We start from the raw sequence: 16,896 nt of genomic DNA, 5'->3' as shown, positions 1-16,896 counted from the left end.
TGTCGTCTCGCAGTCGCCCAGGCGAAAGCCTTCAGCTCTTCGGTTCTTTCGAGCGTGATGCCAGTCTTTCCATCCGTTGTTCGAGTCTCTTTGCGTTCCTCTCGAGCAGCAACATGTACGCCACTATCCCGAGGAATATCGCCGTAAAGCCCAGGAAGAACGTCGTCTCGTCGGTCATTCTCTCATCTCCGTCTCGATCCCTTCCAATCGCTCTTCGATCTTGCTGAGTCGAAGGCGATGGAGGAAGAGGAATGCGAAGAGGAACGTGAACGCGATGAAGCTCCAACCCAGGGTGATCCCGGCCGAGGTAGGCAGTGCCGCATCCGGGTTGGCGCCCGGTCCCACGACGTCCGGGTGAAGGCTCGTCTGCAAGAGCCTGCTCGTTAGGAAGGAGAGCGGTACGCCTGCGAAACCGATTATCCCGAAGGCGGCCGAGAGGCGAGCCCTCCTCGACGGGTCGTCGACGAGGCGCCTGAGGAGCAGGTATGCGGCGAACGCGAACCACATGACGAGAAGCACTAGCACCTTTGGCTCCCTCATCACGGTCACGAGCGGTTGTTCGCCTGTCCGCATCCATTCGATAGAACCCCAGATGGTGCCGGTCACGAGGGCGATCGTGTTCAGGAAGAAGCCCACCTCCGCTGCGGAGCGTGCGACCACATCAAGACCCGCCTCACGCCTTCTAAGGTACGCAACGCTCGCGACCAGAACGACGAAATAGCCGACGAAGGCGGCCCAGGCCGAGGCAGGATGGTAGAACAGGAGTTTTCTCGTGAGAGGGGCCGAGACGTCGCCGGCGGTGCGCCAATCGGGCGCCACGAACCACGCAAGGTAGCCAAGGACCAACCATGAAACGGCCGTCGCAGCGAGCGAGAATCTCCTTGTGGCTTCCGCGCTTGGGAGCGCGGCCATCCATGACCTTCCCTTCGATGTTTCTTGCGCCATTCAATCAGCCTCGAGAACGTGGGGCCACAGTATCCAGGCGAGGCCGCCCATTACGAGGTCGTACCCCGCGATGACCAGGAAGACAGAGGACAGGTCGGTGGCAGAGGCGCCGCGGATCGCCAAGAGGCTGCCGCCGATGCCAGCCTCGATAAGGGGCACGAGGACCGGGACCATCAGGACGGGAAGCAACAGTTCGCGGGATCTTGCTTGGGCCGCAACACCGCTCGCGAACGAACCCACCACCGTCAAGCCGATGACCGCGAGCAGTACGATCCCGACGAGCCCCACCGTCGCAGGGGATCCGAACGCGAGCACCGAAAAGGCGAGTGCGGCGGTCCCCACGAGTGCGACGAGCGCCAGATCGACCAGGGTGCGGGACAGCCCGTGCATGGCCGCCGGGACCGGGGCAGAACGGAGGAGTTCGAGCGTGCCCCTGTCCGCCTCGCTCGCGAATCCCTTGCCGACAAGTGCGCCCGTGACGAAGATCAAGGGAATCCACAATGCCGCGACCGCGGTGGCTTCGTCGGCGACGGGTGGGGCGGCCAGCATCTCGACTAAGAAGAAAAGGGCGACGAGGACGATCGCCGCCTCGGCCCCCTCGCGTCCCCGCGTCTCTCTCATCGCGTCCTTCCAGAGGAGCGCCCGAAGGCTCATGCGGTGACCGACCCCCGCCCTTTCTCGATGATCAATCTCGAATCGGCGATCGAACCGAGACGTTCGGCGCCGTGTGCTGCGATGATCGTGGCGACCCGGCCGCGTCGTTCGGAAAGAAGTGTGTGGAGCCATGTCAGCCCCTGGTCGTCGAGTGCCGCCTCAGGCTCATCCATGATCAAGAGGTCGGGAGACGGAAGCAAGGCCATGGATATGGCGAGCCTCTGTTGTTGTCCGCGGCTGAGGCTTCCGCATCGTTCATTAGCCATGCGCGCGAGTCGCGCCTCCTGCAATATCGATTCGCAACGCTCGTGCACACGATCGATGCCGTATAGCCGAGCCCACCAGGTCAGGTGTTCGAGGGGCGTGAGTTCACGATACATGGGGGCGCGTTGCGAGACGTACGAGACCCGGCGTCGTGTCGGCAGGTCATCGTCCAGCACCCGTTTTCCGAAGTGTTCGACAGAGCCTGAATCCGCGTGGGTGACGCCCGCCGCGATTCGTAGGAGGGTGGTCTTCCCGGCCCCATTGGCGCCAAGGACGAGGATGGTCTTGCCGTACCCCAGCTCCAGGCTTATCCTGTCAAGGACCTGGTGTGTGGCGAAGCGTTTGGACACGGCCCGCATGCACAGGGGTTCCACGCCCGACGCCCCGACGTCTTCGGCGATCCGGCCATCGCCCCCGTCGGCCGACGCGGCGGGTTCCTCTACTGGGAACCTGCGTCCTTCCTTCTGCGCGTTTCCAGGGAATCGGTTCATGCAGCTTGGCCCGGTCCGCTCCGCCGGGCGCCTCTTGCGGCTAATCCTATGCCAAGGGGCCTCAAGATTGTTTCGTCATGGCCGCCCACAGCCCCTGATCCTGACTCCTTCGTCGAGGACGCAGCGTGGGAGGATGATGTGACGCGCGGCACCGGACGGCCGGTATTCCGAACATCACCAGAGTCTCGGCGGTCGGTGCCGGCTCGCCCGGCCGTCGGCGTGCTATCCTAAGGACCGACGAGGAAAGGCACGACCGCCTCGCTCCGAGCCGCGGTAGGGAAGCGTATGCGGTTTCCCCCTGCCTCACGTAGTGTCGAGAGGCGGATGGGCCGGCGGCGAGACGCGCCGCCGCGGCCCATCGACCTTCTCCGATGTCAGTCTTCTTCCTGCGACGGGCGGCTCACTCGAAACGGGTGCGCCGCCACGCGAGCGAGGCGACCCCGATCGCTGCCAGGACCGCAAGAGCCTCTAACCCGGGGACATCCTGGGTCTTCGCGTCGCCGAGTCCGGAGAGGTCTTGCTGGACCATGTGTTCCACCGAAGACGCGCTTCCGGTTCCACCGACGATGTCGAAGTTGAAGTGCTGCGCCGGCTCCCACGGCCACGGTGACTCCCAAAGGTTGAGGTACGGCCAACCGTTGGAGCCCTCGTGTATGTCGATGAAGTGCTTGCCGGGCGAGCCAACGGCGTACATCTCGAAGGTCGCGTTGCCCTGGGTCTCGAACGCAGAGACCCAGCCGGAGAGCTTGTTGTCGTAAAGCACCGTCCAGACGGCCGTGTACTTCTCGTAGCCGAGGCCGTAGCCGCGGATGGTCACCTTCTCGCCCGCCTTGACCTTTGCGGGTCCGACGAACTCGAAGTGGGGCTGGACGCGTAGCGAGGTCTGTGCGACCGGCTCGCCTCGCACCACCGCTTTGATGTCGTGGTCTCCACCGAAGTCGTAGGGGACCTTCAGCGTGACGAAGAAGGTACCGGTCGGACCGACGAGTGCGTTTGCCAGGTCCTTGGTCACGGTCGTCGTCGCGTTCCAGCCCCTGTTCTTGTCCTTGGCTATCTGCGTCTTCGCGGTGACGGTGCTCCACGTGAGCTTCACCGTGTCGCCGGCCTTGAAGCCGCCTCCGGCGACGATCATCTCCTGGCCCGGCGGTATGAGGCCGGAGCTCAGCGCCAACGTCGGAGCTGCGCTTGCCTTCAGGCTGTTCACGAGAGCCTCGGCCGACAAGGGCGGCTGGGCGCCGGTGATCGCCCCTTCGAGGGGCAACATCTTGTCGGGAGTCGCCACGCCCTCGGTGAGCTGGAACTCGAAGTGGTACTGGGGGATCTCCGTCGGCTGGTCGCCCGCCGCTAGGTGGGCGATCTTCCACGGGGTCGGACCGGTGTCGGGGCCCCAGTAAAGCGCGGGCCATACGTCGATCGTGTGCAGCCCCACGCCTCCGGTCGCCGGTAGCCACAATGTCATGTTGCCTTGGCTGTTGAAACTGCACATGAAGCCGATGAACGCATTGTCGTAGGTGACGGCGACGATGTTGTCGTACTGCGTCCAGCCGCCGCCGGTCATGTGGAGCGTGAGCATCGTCCCGAGGGGTCCCGAGACCGGAGACAACTCAGCGGTTCGCGTTATCGTGAACTCCGTGGACGAGGCGACGGCGTCGCCCACACGTGCCTCGACCCTGTGCGGGGGACCGCCCAGGTCATAGGGGGCCTTGAGCTCGACACGGAATGCTCCCGTTGTGTCGGTCTTCACCGTCTTGAGCGGCCAGAACACCTCGGTGAAGCCGCTGCCACTCACGCGGTTTCCCTCCATCGTCTGCCAGACGAGGTCGACCGAAGAGTCGGCCGCGAAGCCGCCGCCCGACACGGTGAAAGGCGTACCGACCGGGCCCTCGTCGGGATTGACGGCGAGGGTCGGCGCCGCGCTGGCGCCCCCAAAGACGAATAGCGCCGTCAAGGCGCTCAACAAGCATGCAATTGCGATTCTGGTCGTATCGTATCTCATAGGATCTTTCTCCTTTGATAATGCTCGGGGCGGCTCACTGCCATTCGTCGCCGCCTTTCTCCCCGGGGCCTCCTTTCTTGCCTCCGGACAGCTTGCCGCGGCTCAGCACGTAGCCCACGCCAAGTCCGCCGGCGAGCGTCACGCCCATGAGCCCGTAAGCGACCGGACCATCGAGCGCCCCATCCTTCAGTTTCTCCACCTCGACGGTCTGGTTCACGTACTGGGTCTCCTTGACCGGTAGAGGCCGTTCGAGTGTCGTGATGCTCGTCGTCCCGCTTCCGCTGTTGCCGGTCGGGGCGCCGTCGCGGGCCGTGACGCGGACAAGGATGTCCCCCGTGAGCACCGAATCGGTGGGGACGGTCCATGCCCCCATCCAGTTGCCCGTGGCCTCGTTGAAGACCAGGTCCACTTTGGCGAGTTGGTCGGCGAAGGTTCCGGCGGTCGCGTTGAACGCCCCGGAGCCGATCGCCGCTTGCACCACTCCGCCGCGGTCGGTCCCGAGGGCGTAATCCTGACCGGGTCCGGGCTTGGCGGGCGTTCCCGCCAACGTCCGGTTCGTCTTCGTGTACTCGAAGTTGTGCGCAAAGTGGAGATCATAGACCGATCGCGCGACGATGCCAACCGACTCGCCGGGGTAGAAGGCGTTGGAGATCGCCCCGGAACTGGCGTTGGTCGTGGAGACCGTGGTCGGAAGGATGGACGCCAGGATCTTCAGCGCCCCATAAACGCCCGCCTTCGGCGACACACCCGTCCCGGAGTTACCCATCCCGTCAGACGCGGCCACGGTGAACGAGTACGTCCCCAGCGGCTTGTCCCATGGGATGAACCACGCGGCCCTCCAGAAACCCTGGGCGTTGTAGTTGATGACCTTCGTCTCCTCGAAGAGCGTGCCGGTGACATTCTTCGGAGCGGTCGGCACTAGCGTCCCGTTGAGGATCTCGCCCGTCGAGAGGTATCGGACGTACGCGCGGGCGATGACCTCGTCCCCGCGCTGGAACTCCTCCGCTATGGGACAGTTGTGGATGTCGGTCCACGGATTCGACGCGGCGGCGAATTCGGTGACGACGAGGAGCTTGTCGGTCGTCTGGAGCGGGATCGAGGCGGCGATGGCGCTCCCGTGCGTCGCTTCGATGAGGTAGGCGCCGACCTTTGTGATGGCCGCCTTGAAGTCGACCGTGGTGTTGCCGAGCGTCTTCGAGATCGAGCCGACCGCGGTGAAATTGAACCAGTCGCTCGCGACCACACTCCCGTCGGGGGCGTACACTGTCACTTTGTAGTTGTCGTTGCCGCCGCCGTAGAGGCTCGAGACGGTCATGGTCACAGTAGTGGTCCTATTGAGGTTCACGTAGGATGGCGATGCGGTGAAGGACGCGATATGCGCGTCCGTCGTCTGCGGCGCTGCACCTGCCGGCATCGGCACAAGCGATACGACCATCGCCAGGGTGATCACAAGACACGCACCAACTTTCGAAGACCGGGTCTCTTTCCTGTTCATCATTTCCGTTCCACCTTCTTCCTAGACCGTGACGATAGGATACTGAGCGGCCCGCCGGCTCCGTCGCCTCCCGATGCGCCGAGCGAGCGGACCTTGAAAACGGAAAGTCCCGCGTAGAGGAGCGTGAGCCAGACTGCGCCGATCACGAGCCCGACGGATCCGCGGACCGCATAGTATTGCATGAACACGAATGGGGTCTGCGGTGGGTAGAGCGTGTCGAAGACGCCATTCGGATCGGTCACGCTCGCTAGGGCGGTGGCGTTTTCAGAAAGGTTCTTCGACGAGCCGTCGTAGTGTGCAAAGAAGAGGCACTCGCAGGCCGACACGACCGTCCAGTTTATCGGCGTCCGCCCGTCGGCACCCGTCTTGTTCTTGCCGATCGCGAGTTGTCCATAGCTAGTGTTCTGATAGAACGTCACAATCGCATTGCGGATCGGGGCGCCGCTGAAGTTCGTGAGCGTCGCCGTGATCGTGATGTTGCGTCCGGCGACCAGCGTTCCGTTCTCCCCGGAGAACGCCAGGCTTAACCTGGAGGGTTTCGGTGGTTCTGGCGCCTTCTCCTTCGCAGAGAGGGTGAGAACGTTCCAGTGATCCTCTTCTCCTTCCGACTCGTCGCCGTTTGCGAGGTTCACGTACGTGACAAGACTCGTGTCACCAGAGTCCTCGGGGGGTGCGCGCCATTCGACCGTCCATTGACGGTGGTCAGGGCCGGAATGTGTTGCGACCTTGCCCGAGGCGCTCACCATCGGATCGCTCGAATAGAGACTGCCCTTGGTGACCTCCATCGAGAAGCCGCCTGCGGAACCGGAAACGCTCCCGGTCGCCGTGACAGCCAGCGTGTAGGTGGAGTCCGGGGTGTATATCGCGGGCCACCCATCGACCACGACCTTGATGCCCGGTGACGCTTCCTCCGAGTGACACGTGCAACCCTCGGGTGGGGAGACCCCGTCGAGGTTGCCTTCAACAGGCACGAGCAGAGCGAACCCTGTGAGGACCATTGCGAAGCACAAGAAGAGCACGACGCGGCCCCGTCGTCCGTAGAGTCCTTGCCATCTCGGGTTCAACTTCGACCCTCCGTGGCTACGACCACGCTCACCGATGCAACGGCTTCGGGACTCGGCGTCCTTGCCTCCGGCGCGGCGGGGGCGTCCTTCGCGTGCGCTTTGTCACCTTCGCTGACCTCCCAGATCGAGACCATGGGAACGAGTTTCGAGGCGACGAGGAAGATGAGGCCGAAGGCGGCGAACGATCCTCCGATGAGCGCCCACTCCACCCACGTAGGCGAGTAGGTCGCGACGGCGTCGCCCGGGATGAGCGGCACCTGCATGCTCGGCACGACGATGATGAAGCGCTTGATGAGGAGTGCCACGTTCACGACCAGGGCCGCCATGGTGATGCCCGCCACCGTGCGTGTCCTCGGGATGGCCAAGAGAGCCACGGCCAAGACAAGGCCCAGGGTCGAGATCCAGAAATACGGCGCGAGCGGTCCCGAAGTGAGCAGGCCGACAAGGATTTTCTCGTCGTCCGAAGGCTGGAATGTCATCGTCAGGTACTCGCTCAAAGTCATGTAGAGGTAGGCCAGCCCGAACACGAGCAGGATGTCGGCCATCCGGCGGAAATGGAAGTCGGTGATGACATCCTCCAAGTGCTGCGCCCAACGGACGACCGCCATCGCGATCACGACGATCCCTATCCCGGAGAACAAGGCACCAGCGACGAAGTACGGCCCGAAGATCGAACTGTGCCATCCCGCGCGCGTTGTCATCCCGAACATCCAGGAGAGCACCGTGTGCGCGCTCACGGCGATGGGGATGATGATGATCGTGATCGCCATGAGGGCGCGCTCGAGTTTACGCACCTGGGCCGGCGTCGCCTCCCATCGCATCTTGAAGACGCGATACAGCGTGCGGCGAATCCGCACGCGCTTGGGAAGCACTCGGTCAAGGATCGCGAGGTCCGGGATCAGGGCCAGATAGAAGAAGAGCATGCTAGCCGCGAGGTACGTGCCCACCGAGATGAAATCCCAGACGAGCGGTGATTCGATGCGTCCGTAGAAGACTACGTCGAGGATCTTCTCGGGATGCCCGAGGTCGAACATCGGCATGATCGCCGCTACGAGCAACGCGGCGACGGTGGATGTCTCAGCAAGGCGCGTGATCGGCCGGCGCCACTCGGCCCCCGTGAGCCGCAGGATCGCCGACACGCACGTCCCGCCATAGGAGATCCCTATGAAGTAGATGAAGACCGAGATGTAGATTCCCCACGAGACGCGATCGTTTAGCCCAGTGACTGCGAGGCCCTTGTCGAGTTGGACCGACCACGCGTAGTTGGCGAGCAGGAAGAGGCCCACGAGGATGATGAGCGCTATGTAGAAGCCCAACCCGGTGCGCAAAAGCGGAGTAAGGATGCGCTTGGTCTTGGGGTCAAGTCCCTGCTCGCTCATGCCCTGCGCCCCCTCTGCGGTAGGTAGAACACGCTCGGCCCCGTACCTAGGTGGTCACGCAGCCTGTACGCGGCATTGTCCGCAAGGGTCTCCCGTAACGGCAAGGTCTGGCCCTTGCTGTTCGTCACGGCGTTCTCGGCCGCGTCGCCGAAATAGATGGCACCCATCGGGCAGCCCTCGACGCATGCCGGGAGTTTCCCCTCCTTGCGACGGTGCACGCAGAACATGCACTTCTCAGCGACGCCGCGGCGATGGGGCAAGGGCATCTCCGGGCTATACGTGTGCGCAAGCTCCTCGGGGGTATGCTCCGGCTCCTTCCAAGTGAAGGTGCGTGCGCTGTACGGGCAGGCCGCGAGGCAGAACCGGCAGCCGATGCACTTGTCGTGGTTGATCAGCGTTAGTCCGTCGGAGTTCACGAACGTCGCACCGGTGGGGCAGACGTTGCGGCATGGTGGGTTCGCGCACATCATGCACGGACGAGGCAGATTGTATTCGCCGCTGATGCCGTCGTCGACCTTGTAGACCTTGATCCATTCCTGGTCCTCGGCCAGGAAATGCTCCTTCTGGCAGGCCTTCGTGCACTTCTTGCATCCATCGCACTTCGCAAGGTCTATGACCATCGCGTACTGGAGGCGCGCGTCTTCCTTCCCGTCGAGTCCCTGCGATGCACGGGCGGCTCCTTCTGCGAGGAGCTGGCCCGCGGTGAGCGAGATGACGCCCGTGGCGGCCGCGATCCCGACACCCTTGATGAACCGGCGGCGCTGGGGATCCGTCGGTTCACCTTCGTTCCCGTTCGATGCGTCGGTAGAGATCCTCTCGTCCATGTCCTCACTTCCTCTTCGCAGTCGCTCGTTTGGCTGCGTCTTCCTTTGACGCGTCGTTCCGCCACTGTCCCTTCCACTTCAACGCGTACTCGCAGTACGCATCGCCATGACCCATGCAGGTCCGCCTGACGGTCTCGACGTTGCCGAGGGCGGCGTCGACACCTTCGTGGAACCCGCGGTCTAGTCCGTTGCAGACCGCCTCCGGTTTCTCGGTGGCGAGCTCCAGGAACGGACAACCGAATGCGCGGTACTCGATCGCGTCGTCGGAGGCCGCGATGGTCTCGGTCGGGATCCCGAAGTCCTTGTAGAGTTTGTCGAGGACCACTTTCTGGAACGAGCCGGGGGTCCACTCGGAGACGCCTTCGCGCGCGGCCGCATCGCCGATCATCTGCTTTCCCATCGCGACCCCGCGACGCCGCAGGGTCTCGGTGGCTTTCCCGTCCCCGAGGTGCTCCACGAGGGAGTCCAAGGCGGCGCGGGCGAAGATCTCGAAGTGCCTCGGCGGGTAGCCATCCACGTGGGCGCGCCGGACAGTCCTGTAGAGGACGGGGGGCCGCCCGACGGTCCCTTTGCGGCGCGTCGAGACCGCTTCCACCAGAGCTTCGGCCATGAGCGTTTCGAGGTGGTGGCGGAGTGTGAGCCTATGGAGGCCGAACTCGCCGGAGAGTTCAAGCAGGGTCTTCGGTTCGCGCGAGAGTGATAGGAGCATGTCGAGGCGGATCTGACTGGCGAGTGCCGAGAAGGAGCCCGCCTCCTCGAGGGACGATGTCGTCGTTGGACTCGCAGGAAGGGTCGACGTGGTCGTGGATCGCGGGGGGACCTGTCGGAGATCGTCACGGATCTCTTCTACGGGAACGGGTCCAGCGTCTCGCGCGGAGTTTCTCCGCCGGTGATGCCGGTCCGGTCGCGACGGGTCTCGTCCAGTTTCCATCGGTAAAGCCTCATCCGAGTATTCTGTCGGAACAATTCTACAAAAATCCTAGAGAAACTCTACTGAATACAAATCCACACGATTCACGGACGTGATTCTCACGGTCAGGAATCAGGCCCAAAATCGACCCAAGCGGCTATCCACTTGAATCATCGCCCTGACATGGCTGGTCGTAACGATGGATGATTAACGGAAGGTAATGAGAGTAAATAGAACCCTTTCGTGATTTAGGCGGATCGACGCCTCCGTTCCACGTGTTTAGAGCCAATGTCTGCGCATTCCGTGACCCACGAGTGGTATCGCAGTCGGTAGGTGGCGCGTTCCAGGGGACCGCGCGACGCATTGTTGCGCTCGATAGAGGCGCACCTTGCGCAATGGTTTTCCTCTGGATGCCTCCTCTCTCCCCCAGGGCCATGGCGACAAACAGACTTCGATTCCGCGGCAAAGGCCGCGTACGACTCCTGCCCTCTGGACGCGGCGCTTCTTTCTGTCCCGTGGCCGAGGCGCCCGGACCCGCCCAGACGGACCCGATCGGCATCGAAGGATTCCGGTCGTGGCAGGACGCAGGATCGAGGCCGCTCGGCCGTGATCGTATTGGAGGCCGACTCCACTGAAACGGATCCTCGTGACGGGAGCGACCGGCTACATCGGCGGGCGCCTCGTGCCGCGCCTATTGGAGCGGGGCCACGCGGTCAGGGTACTGGTGCGCGACGCAAAGAGGATAAGGGGCCGACCGTGGGCCGACATGGTCGAGGTCTCGGTGGGGGACCTCACCGATCCTAAGTCAGTGGACGGCGTCTTCGAAGACATCGATTGCGCCTACTACCTCGTACACTCCATATACACCGGGCCCCGCTTCGCCGAACGGGACCGGTTGGCGGCCACCAACTTCGTGCGCGCGGCGAAGGGACTGGAACACGTCATCTACCTCGGAGGGCTCATGCCCGGAAGCGGCGAGGTCTCGGAGCATCTTCGAAGCCGCGCCGAGGTGGGAAGGCTGCTTCGCGAGAGGCTCCCGACGACGGAGTTCAGGGCCGGTCCCATAATCGGTTCGGGGTCGGCCTCTTTCGAGATGGTGCGTTACATCACCGAGAGGCTACCCGCGATGATCGTCCCACGTGTGTTCCTGAACGAGGTGCAGCCTGTGGCCGTCAGGGACGTCCTGAACTATCTAGGCCTCGCCGTCGAGGTGGGCCCCGCGGGTATAGTAGAGATCGGCGGCGGGGACAGGGTGACTTTCAAGGGGATGATAGAGACCTACGCGAGGGCGCGCCAGTTGAGGCGTTGGGTGTTCCCGGTGCCCATTCCGTTTCTGCCCCGCGCCGCCGCCTGGTGGGTGAGCCTCGTCGCACCCCTCAACTACGACCTCGCGCGGGCCCTTCTCACGGGGCTGAGCCGCCCGCTCCACGCCGACACGGCGAGGGCACGTGCGCTCTATCCAGAGGTGACCCCGATCACTTACGGGCATGCAGTGCGGCTCGCCGTCGAACGGATAGACGCGGGCCGGGTCGAGACGCATTGGAGCGGAGCCCTCGGAGGCGGTCCCACGTACACGATGATCGATTGGGAAGGAGTGGTCAAGGAGGTCCGGACGATCCACGTGGCCGCCGCACCCGGGTCGGTCTTCGACGAGTTCTGCGGTCTCGGCGGGGACCGCGGCTGGCTCGTCTGGGCATGGGCATGGTGGATGAGGGGTCTGCTCGACAAGCTTGCCGGCGGGCCGGGCCTTCGTCGGGGTCGCCGTCATCCGACCAAGCTGTTGCCAGGCGAGGCGCTTGACTTCTGGCGCGTGGAAGCGATCGAGAGCTCAAGGCTCCTCTGCCTTCGTGCAGAGATGAAACTCCCGGGCCGCGCGTGGCTTCAATGGGAAGCGGTCCCGGAGGCGGATGGGACGCGGCTCGTCCAGACCGCGGCGTTCAGCCCGATCGGACTATCGGGCGCCATCTATTGGTACGGTCTGTACCCGTTACACTCCCGCATCTTCAGCGACCTCGTGAGGGCGATCGGGAGGGCGGCCGAGGAATCGCGATCCCTGCCGGATTCGGCGGCCCAATAGTGCGCGACTGGGGTGCGAACGAGGCAGGCGCTCGACAATAGTGCCTTCGTCCCCATGGTCTTCGGATCATCTCCGCGGTCTTGGTCAACGGCGTTTTCATTGCACTTGGGGAACGAGGGGTTTTCCGGGCGGCGCGCGGCCCGGATGAAGCGAAAACCCATCTCGCGACCCTATCCGCCTTCGTCGGCTCCCCTAAGTGGGTGTCGCGTCCTTGCCGATCAATGACCGGTTGATCGCGGTCTCCGCGATCGATTTCGCGTACAAGGCGATGCGCTCGATGCTCTCAAGAAGCGTGAAGAATTTGATGCACCGCACGCAGGAATAGAGCTGGGGCTGGGAACGTGGGGAGGTGAAGACGTCGAACATGGAGTCACGCCCGGTGGCGGGAGCGAAGGTGAGAGCTTTCCTCACTACGTCGTTCGCCAGGGTCGCGTCGCAGTCGTTGAATGCCTTGTTGGCGTCGCCGACGATTACGCGCAGATCCGCGACGCTCGCCCTGATCACGTCATTCACGGGTGCGGCAGGCTCCTGCGAGAGAAAGTGGGAGTACGAGCATAGGCGCATCGCGTAGTCACCGATGCGTTCGAGATAGTGGGCGGCCAAGATCGCGTGTAGGCCGCCGGGGCCCGACTCGATGGCGGAAGGCGGGAACTCGCCCCGTTTCAGGCACACCGAGTATTGTTTCAGGAGGAGCAGTAGGATCCGATCAAGCTCGCTCTCGTACCGGTTCGTCTCTGAGAGGACGGTCTCCCCCCCGCCTTCCACGAGCCGCCCGATGTTGGTCAGCATCTGTAGAACGAGAAGTTGCATCCGCCGCAGGCCCTTCTCCATGTTGAAATCGCGGGTGCCAGAGAGATCCTGCAAGACGACGCGACCCGGTGTTTCCTCCACTATCTGGAGGCCGTGGAGCCGCGCGCAAGCTTCCCCTACGGCCGTCTGGACGGCCAACGGATTTGAACCGCCGTATGCGACGGTTGCCGTATCGAATCCCGATACGTAGAGTGCGATGAGCCTGCGCAGTATCTCGTCCGGGTCGTTCGATTTGATGGTGAGTGCGCGTTCGTGGCGCGGCCCTGCCCCGCTGGTCTGCGCTCGGATACGCAGTTCTCCGGTGGGGGGCGATTCGATGAGCACTTCGTCACCGGGATGTAGCCCCTTGGCCTCCACCCATTGCTTGGGAAGCGATACGCTATAGGAAGTGCCGCCGCCCACAAGTTGTAGTCTGCGTGTCTCCACGTTCAAGCCACCTGTTGAGACCTTCACAGCCACTTGGTTTAGGGTTGGATAAGGAGGGGAGTCGATTCTCAGGCCCGAAAACGAGACGGGGTCAGCCATAAGAACCTATCCTGCGCAGTGTGGCGAGTCTCAACCGGTTACGACGATGCGTCACTGGGCGTTCCTATCATCATGAGCTCGAAATGGCGCGTGGAATCCATCGTGGTCTTCATCATCGTGTTGACATTGCCCCTTACCGGAGCGGACATCTCGCCGTCGGTCCCCGTGGCCGGGGACGTCGCGGGCACGCAGACTCGGCGTACTGCGATGACTTTGGGCGCCGGTCAAGACTCTCCAGGCCTTGCCGAACAGGACGAAACGTCATCCGGTCGCGCAACGGACCCTTCTGCGGGTCATCATGATAGTGAAGTCGTGCCCGTCGCGGCCCCCCCTGCGGGGCGGGCGGCTCCGTTCGAGTTCGGATCCCATGACGTCGACCAGGCCGAAGAACCCATGACGGCAATTAGCGGCCAAAGTGCGAAGGTCTCCGTCCAGCTCGAGGTCGTGGAGAAACAAGTGACCGTCCTTGGAGTCCCCTTCACCGCGTGGACCTTCAACGGGGTGCTGCCGGGCCCGGTGATACGGATCTCGGAAGGCACGACCCTCGAGATCGTGCTGGTGAACGGCCACAGTCAACCCCATAGCATTCACACGCACCTGCGGGGAAACCTTATCGCGAGCGATGGATCGAGCGATACCGTACCATTTCCAGTGGTCCCTCATCAGCACAACATCTTGCCCGTCGATCAGAACCCGATAGGCCCTTCCCAGCCTCGCGAGGACAGCGACGTGGCCCGACCCGGAGAGAGCTACACCTACACTTTCCAGGCGGACACGCCGGGCACGTTCCTCTACCACTGCCACGTGTTCCTCGCCACCGAGCACATTAGTCGGGGCCTCTACGGCATCATCGAAGTGTATCCGGCGGGATGGACATGGACCGAACTTCCGAAGGACCCGCTCAACGGGAACACGAAGGCCCGCGTCACCGACGACCGCGGTCGCGCCTACTTTGAAGACGTCGTGATGATGAGCGAGATCACGCCCGGAGGAGGCCCCGGCGCTCCTGCCACGCCACCGCCTGAGGCGCCTTGGGCGCCCACCGGCGTCCCGACGTCGGGGATGACGCCGCCGGGCACGGGAAAGATACACATCGCGAACTTCCGGGCCTGGAACGACCCGTACGTCGTGGGGCCGGTCCGTCCCAACGAGAAAGTGCGGATCGTCCTGGCGAACATCGGGGACGAGTACCACGACTGGCACGTGCACAGCCACTGGTTCGATGTCCTAGACAAGATCAGCCGAGACAAGAAACCGCTTTACACGACCGACGCATTGGTCACCGGGCCCGGGGATTCCTTCGAGACCTTGCTCACGGCCGGCGCTCCAGGCTACTGGTTCATGCACGACCACAACGTGCCGGAGGCGCACACGGGGATGGTCCCGTGGCTTCATGTCGAAGGCGAACCCCTGCCGGACAACGCCCCGGAAGTCACGATCGACACGCCCATCGACGGCGCCGTCGCGGCGGGACGCATCCTGTTCAAGGGCGAAGCCGACGACTTCGATGGACGTGAGACCGTGCGCGCGGTCGAGGTGCGGATCGATGACGGGCCCTGGGAGCGCGTAAAGGGGCTCACGGGCTGGCGTTACGAGTGGGACTCGACGCTTGTGGCCGATGGGGTCCACGTCTTTTCCGCGCGGGCCTACGACGGGATAGCGTACTCCCAGGAGAAAGTCATGGGGCTCACGATCGTGAACTCGCTCCTCGGTCCCGAAGCGGTCGAGAACGCCATCGCCACCCAAGAGCGGGCTGACGAGTTGCACGCGGCGGCGAAGACGCCGGGCCTTGACCCATTGATAGTGGCGGCGACTGTGGCGCTGGCCGGTCTTCTCGTTTCCCGTCGGTCGCGGATCGGGTGAGTGCCATCGGGCGATCTCAACATCGCTTCACGCTGTTCATCTCGATGATGCTCCTTGCCGGCCTCGTCCTATGGGACGCTACCGGCGAGGCACGCAAAGCCGGCGTGAGCGGCCGAGCCGAGGGCGGTTGCACCTGCCACGGCGGAGGGACCGCCGATGCTTCGATCCAACCCAACGTGGAGGGGCTCCCGGCCCGCTACGAGCCTGAGAAGAGCTATTCCATGGCCATCGGCGTGAAGGGCGGGCCGCCGTACACCAAGGCGGGTTTCGACCTCAAAGCCTCGCAAGGACGTTTGTCGGCGGCGACCGGCGAAGCCAACGTACAGGTGACGAGCACGGCGACTTTCGGGGGCTCCCCCGGCGAGGCGACCCACAAGTCTCCCGGCTCCCGTTCCTGGAAGGTGGAGTGGACGGCGCCGGCCGCAGGCGCCGGCAAGGTCATTTTCCATCTCGCCGTCAACAGCGTCAACGGCAACGACCAGCCAGACCTCCTCGACAAGTGGAACCTTGTGACGCTTTCGAGCGACGAGGTCAATCTCGCGCCAAGACCCGTGAAGCTCGATGCGGCCACTGAAATCGCGCCCGGAACCACGCGCATCTCGTGGTCTGCGAACATCGAGCCCGACGTCGTCCGCGTGGAGGTGCACAAGGGGACCAAGGCGGCCTTCCCACTGATAAGCGCCACCCGGGCGGCGACAGTGGCCAACCCGGCCCAAACCACCGCTAACGTCTCAAAGCTTCTCCCTGAGACGACTTACTACTTCCGCGTTCGTCTGGTCGACAAGGGCGGCCTCACGTCGGACTCGAACGAGATTTCATTCACGACGTCCGCGCCCGTTGTCACACCTGCCCCGGCAAGTGGCGTCGGGCAATCCATCAATCCGATCCCTGCCCTGAATCTCGCCCCCATCGTGGCCGTGTTGGCCGCGGCGGCTTTGTGTCGCCGATGCCATCGTTCTCGAGGGGGCGCGAATCAGGTGGAAACAAGAACATGAACACGAGAAGCCTGAAAGGATTCCGGATCGCCGCGACGCTTGCGACTGTATTGGTGGCCGCGCTCGTCGCTGGTTGTGTGTCGAGCCCGGAGAAAGATAGCCAGGCGGTTTCGAAAACCGAAGCCGCGACGAAGGTGAAGATGTCTTCGGTCCTGTTCTCTCCGCGCGAGGTGACCGTCGCGGTCGGCTCGACCATTGAATGGGTGAACGAGGACGCCATGCCCCACGACGTGACCGGCAAGGACAAGGCGTGGCAAAGCGCGGGCGCGGCCGGGGGGATGGGACAGGGCGCGACGTTCTCTAAGACGTTCCATGGCGCCGGCGTCTACGAGTATTACTGCACGCTCCACAGCAGCGGACCCGGCAACGGCATGTGGGGAAAAGTCACCGTGAAGTAGTCACGCCCAAGGCGGCGGCCGACCAGGTCAGATCGGCGCCACCATCTTCGGCGCGGCCGAGACTAAGGGTTCGTTAACAAATAAACGCTCTAATTAGGCAGGATTGACTTCTGAGACATCGGTGGATGCACTCGCGATCAAGCGGAAGCTGTCTGCGCTCACGCGAGCGCTGGACGAGCGGAGCCGCCGCCTCGTGTTGGCGGCGG

General features: G+C 63.7%; 15 protein-coding genes. 4 read left to right on the top strand and 11 right to left on the bottom strand.

The window, feature by feature from the left end; all coding sequences use genetic code 11:
- Positions 1–31: 31 nt before the first annotated feature.
- From HY556_03890 to HY556_03845, 10 genes are all read right to left on the bottom strand, one after another.
- Entirely contained in the window at positions 32–178 is a 147-nt protein-coding gene (locus tag HY556_03890) for a CcmD family protein (protein ID MBI4392928.1), read from the bottom strand.
- Positions 175–945: a cytochrome c biogenesis protein CcsA gene (ccsA, locus tag HY556_03885; protein ID MBI4392927.1), complete on the bottom strand. Its 771-nt coding sequence runs from the start codon at positions 943–945 to the stop codon at positions 175–177. The genes HY556_03890 and ccsA overlap by 4 nt, the downstream gene beginning before the upstream one ends.
- Positions 946–1,599 (bottom strand): heme exporter protein CcmB, encoded by a 654-nt coding sequence (locus tag HY556_03880; GenBank protein ID MBI4392926.1) that lies wholly within the window; start codon positions 1,597–1,599, stop codon positions 946–948. It abuts the gene before it with no gap.
- Positions 1,596–2,354, bottom strand: a complete 759-nt coding sequence (locus tag HY556_03875) for an ABC transporter ATP-binding protein (GenBank protein ID MBI4392925.1) — start codon at positions 2,352–2,354, stop codon at positions 1,596–1,598. The genes HY556_03880 and HY556_03875 overlap by 4 nt, the downstream gene beginning before the upstream one ends.
- A 400-nt stretch (positions 2,355–2,754) precedes the next feature.
- Positions 2,755–4,311, bottom strand: a complete 1,557-nt coding sequence (locus tag HY556_03870) for a hypothetical protein (protein ID MBI4392924.1) — start codon at positions 4,309–4,311, stop codon at positions 2,755–2,757.
- A 73-nt stretch (positions 4,312–4,384) separates the two neighbouring features.
- Positions 4,385–5,848 (bottom strand): hypothetical protein, encoded by a 1,464-nt coding sequence (locus HY556_03865; protein ID MBI4392923.1) that lies wholly within the window; start codon positions 5,846–5,848, stop codon positions 4,385–4,387.
- Positions 5,845–6,909 (bottom strand): hypothetical protein, encoded by a 1,065-nt coding sequence (locus HY556_03860; GenBank protein MBI4392922.1) that lies wholly within the window; start codon positions 6,907–6,909, stop codon positions 5,845–5,847. Before HY556_03860 ends, HY556_03865 begins: the two co-directional genes overlap by 4 nt.
- Positions 6,906–8,288, bottom strand: a complete 1,383-nt coding sequence (nrfD, locus tag HY556_03855; GenBank protein ID MBI4392921.1) for a polysulfide reductase NrfD — start codon at positions 8,286–8,288, stop codon at positions 6,906–6,908. Before nrfD ends, HY556_03860 begins: the two co-directional genes overlap by 4 nt.
- Positions 8,285–9,112: a 4Fe-4S dicluster domain-containing protein gene (locus HY556_03850; protein MBI4392920.1), complete on the bottom strand. Its 828-nt coding sequence runs from the start codon at positions 9,110–9,112 to the stop codon at positions 8,285–8,287. The genes nrfD and HY556_03850 overlap by 4 nt, the downstream gene beginning before the upstream one ends.
- Before the next feature lie 4 nt (positions 9,113–9,116).
- Positions 9,117–10,043 carry an ArsR family transcriptional regulator gene (locus HY556_03845; protein ID MBI4392919.1) on the bottom strand — a complete coding sequence of 309 codons (927 nt, stop codon included), beginning with the start codon at positions 10,041–10,043 and terminating at the stop codon, positions 9,117–9,119.
- A gap of 610 nt (positions 10,044–10,653) precedes the next feature.
- On the opposite strand from HY556_03845, the gene HY556_03840 reads away from it, so the two are divergent.
- Positions 10,654–12,099: a DUF2867 domain-containing protein gene (locus HY556_03840; protein ID MBI4392918.1), complete on the top strand. Its 1,446-nt coding sequence runs from the start codon at positions 10,654–10,656 to the stop codon at positions 12,097–12,099.
- 192 nt (positions 12,100–12,291) lie between these two features.
- On the opposite strand, the gene HY556_03835 is transcribed toward HY556_03840, so the two are convergent.
- On the bottom strand, positions 12,292–13,335 hold the full coding sequence (locus tag HY556_03835) for a hypothetical protein (protein MBI4392917.1): 1,044 nt from the start codon (positions 13,333–13,335) through the stop codon (positions 12,292–12,294).
- A gap of 171 nt (positions 13,336–13,506) precedes the next feature.
- Here HY556_03835 and HY556_03830 point away from each other — a divergent pair, with 171 nt between their 5' ends.
- From HY556_03830 to HY556_03820, 3 genes are read left to right on the top strand one after another with little or no spacing between them, the layout of a single operon-like run.
- Complete coding sequence (locus HY556_03830) at positions 13,507–15,297, top strand: multicopper oxidase domain-containing protein (GenBank protein MBI4392916.1); 1,791 nt, start codon at positions 13,507–13,509, stop codon at positions 15,295–15,297.
- Entirely contained in the window at positions 15,294–16,292 is a 999-nt protein-coding gene (locus tag HY556_03825) for a fibronectin type III domain-containing protein (protein ID MBI4392915.1), read from the top strand. The genes HY556_03830 and HY556_03825 overlap by 4 nt, the downstream gene beginning before the upstream one ends.
- Complete coding sequence (locus HY556_03820) at positions 16,289–16,690, top strand: cupredoxin domain-containing protein (protein MBI4392914.1); 402 nt, start codon at positions 16,289–16,291, stop codon at positions 16,688–16,690. Before HY556_03825 ends, HY556_03820 begins: the two co-directional genes overlap by 4 nt.
- Positions 16,691–16,896 lie beyond the last annotated feature (206 nt).

The organism is Euryarchaeota archaeon, assembly GCA_016207515.1.
Lineage (GTDB): Archaea > Thermoplasmatota > SW-10-69-26 > JACQPN01 > JACQPN01 > JACQPN01.
The sequence above is the reverse complement of the archived record's forward strand: the minus strand, read 5'-3'. Positions and strand labels throughout refer to the sequence as shown.